This is a genomic window from Sphaerotilus sp., from assembly GCF_041083715.1.
Taxonomy (GTDB): domain Bacteria; phylum Pseudomonadota; class Gammaproteobacteria; order Burkholderiales; family Burkholderiaceae_C; genus Sphaerotilus.
In genome coordinates this window covers 1-2,648 of the sequence record NZ_JBFPGY010000218.1, presented here as the reverse complement: position 1 = coordinate 2,648, position 2,648 = coordinate 1, and the positions used below count along the sequence as shown (strand labels likewise).

General features: G+C 67.4%; 4 protein-coding genes. All 4 read left to right on the top strand.

The features are described 5' to 3' along the window. Positions 1-258 (top strand): histidinol dehydrogenase (locus AB3X43_RS09600; RefSeq protein ID WP_369429618.1); only part of this gene is annotated, 258 nt, incomplete at its 5' end. Positions 259-276: 18 nt separating this feature from the next. After that, entirely contained in the window at positions 277-1,353 is a 1,077-nt protein-coding gene (gene hisC, locus AB3X43_RS09595; RefSeq protein WP_369429617.1) for a histidinol-phosphate transaminase, read from the top strand. Positions 1,354-1,364: 11 nt separating this feature from the next. Beyond that, a complete protein-coding gene (hisB, locus tag AB3X43_RS09590; RefSeq protein WP_369429616.1) occupies positions 1,365-1,988 on the top strand; it encodes an imidazoleglycerol-phosphate dehydratase HisB in 624 nt (207 codons plus the stop codon). Continuing rightward, positions 1,988-2,648, top strand: a 661-nt coding sequence (gene hisH / locus AB3X43_RS09585) for an imidazole glycerol phosphate synthase subunit HisH (protein ID WP_369429615.1), incomplete at its 3' end; no start/stop codon positions are given. The genes hisB and hisH, both read left to right, overlap by 1 nt.

Below are 2,648 nucleotides of genomic sequence, written 5' to 3'. Positions count from 1 at the left end.
GCGATCTTCCTGGGCGCGTACACCAGCGAATCGCTGGGCGACTACTGCGCCGGCCCGAACCATGTGCTGCCGACCTCGGGCACGGCGCGGTTCTCGTCGCCGCTGGGTGTCTACGACTTCCAGAAACGCTCCAGCCTGATCGAGGTGAGCGCGCAGGGCGCGCAGACGCTGGGCCTGATTGCCGCCGAGCTGGCCTACGGCGAAGGGCTGCAGGCGCACGCGCAGGCGGCCGAGTTCCGCCTGAAACGTGCTGACTGACCCGCGCAGGAGCGACCCATGAGCAATCGACTTTCCCAGACCCTGCGCGCCGATGTCCAGGGCATGCATGCCTATGCCGTCCAGCCCAGCGCCGGCTTCATCAAGCTGGACGCGATGGAGAACCCCTTCACGTTGCCGCTCGCGCTGCAGGCCGAACTGGGGCAGCGCCTCGGCGCCGTGGCGATCAACCGCTATCCCGGCGGGCGCATCGACGATCTGAAGGCCGCGCTGGCCGACCACATCGCCATGCCCGCCGGCTGTGCGCTGATGCTCGGCAACGGCTCGGACGAGCTGATCTCGCTGCTGGCGCTGGCCTGTGACGTGCCCGGCGCGACGATCCTCGCGCCGGTGCCAGGCTTCGTGATGTACGCGATGTCGGCGCAGTTGCAGGGGCTGAATTTCGTCGGCGTGCCACTGACTGCCGATTTCGCGCTGGACGAGGCCGCGATGCTGGCCGCCATCGAAGAACACCGCCCTGCGATCATCTACATCGCCTACCCGAACAACCCGACCGCCAACCTGTTCGACGACGCCGTGATCGAGAAGATCGTGGCCGCGGTCGGCGCGCAGAACGGGCTGGTCGTGTTCGACGAGGCGTACCAGCCGTTCTCCTCGCGCACCTGGCTGCCGCGGGCGGGCGAACATGACCACGTCTTGGTGATGCGCACGCTGAGCAAGTTCGGCCTGGCCGGCATCCGCCTGGGCTACATGGTCGGGCCGGCCGCGCTGATCGCCGAGATCGACAAGGTGCGCCCGCCGTACAACGTCAGCGTGCTGAACGCCGAAGCCGCGCTGTTCGCGCTGGAACATGCCGACGAGTACGACCGGCAGGCCGCGGTCTTGCGCCACGAGCGTGAGCGGCTGCAGGCGGCACTGGGCGACCTGCCCGGCGTGCAGGCGTGGCCGAGCGAAGCGAACATGATCCTCGTGCGCGTCGCCGACTCGAAAGCGACCTTCGAGGGCATGAAGCAGCGCGGCGTGCTCATCAAGCATGTCGCGGCGCTGCACCCGCTGCTGGCCAACTGCCTGCGCCTGACGGTCGGCACCCCGGAAGAAAATACCCGCATGATCGACGCGCTGCGGGCGTCGGTCTGAAGATGAGCACCATGAACACTCCAAGCAGCATCGGCACTGACGTCACCCCCCGGATCGCCGAGATCCAGCGCAACACCAACGAGACCAAGATCCGCGTGCGGGTCAACCTCGACGGCACTGGCGTGTCGAAACTCGCCACCGGCATCGGCTTTTTTGACCACATGCTTGACCAGATCGCCCGCCACGGCCTGATCGACCTGGAGATCGAGGCCGACGGCGACCTGCACATCGACGGCCACCACACGGTCGAAGACGTGGGCATCACGCTGGGCATGGCGGTGGCCAAGGCGGTCGGCGACAAGAAGGGCCTGACGCGCTACGGCCACAGTTACGTGCCGCTGGACGAGGCGCTGTCGCGTGTCGTCATCGACTTTTCGGGCCGTCCGGGGCTGGAGATGGACGTCAAGTTCACCTCCGGGATGATCGGCGCGCTCGACACGCAGCTCGTCTTTGAATTCTTCCAGGGCTTCGTGAACCACGCGCTGGTCAGCCTGCACATCGACAACCTCAAGGGCCACAACGCCCACCACCAGTGCGAGACGATGTTCAAGGCGTTCGGCCGCGCGGTGCGCATGGCGATCACGCCCGATCCGCGCTCGGCGGGTGTGATTCCGTCCACCAAAGGATGCCTGTGATGACCGGCACGAACCGCCGCACCGTCGCCGTCGTCGACTACGGCATGGGCAACCTGCGCTCGGTGTCGCAGGCGGTGCTGCATGTGGCGCAAGGCTCCGGGCTGGAGGTCGTCGTGACGTCGCGGCCTGACGAGGTGCGCGCCGCCGAGCGTGTCGTGCTGCCGGGGCAGGGCGCGATGCGCGACTGCATGCGCGAGCTGCACGACTCGGGCTTGAAGGACGCGGTGCTCGAAGCCGCCGCGACCAAGCCGCTGATGGGCGTGTGCGTCGGGATGCAGATGCTGCTGGACCACTCCGAGGAGCAGGACACGCCCGGCCTCGGCCTGATCGCTGGCCGCGTGAAGCGTTTCCAGCTGGAGGGCCGTCTGCAACCCGACGGCAGCCGCTACAAGGTGCCGCAGATGGGCTGGAACCGCGTGCGCCAGATCGCGCATGACGGGGCGGTGCATCCCGTCTGGGCTGGTGTGCCGGATGGCGCGTGGTTCTACTTTGTCCACAGCTACTTCACCGCGCCCGACGATCCGCGCCACACCGCGGGCGAGACCGATTACGGTGCGCCGTTCACCTGTGCGGTGGCCCGCGACAACATTTTCGCCACCCAGTTTCACCCCGAGAAGAGCGCCGACCACGGTCTGGCGCTGTACCGCAATTTCCTTGGTT

Excerpts from the sequence above, each read along its gene's own strand:
- hisC (WP_369429617.1), top strand. The coding sequence starts at position 277 with ATGAGCAATCGACTTTCCCAGACCCTGCGCGCCGATGTCCAGGGCATG.
- hisB (WP_369429616.1), top strand. The coding sequence starts at position 1,365 with ATGAACACTCCAAGCAGCATCGGCACTGACGTCACCCCCCGGATCGCC.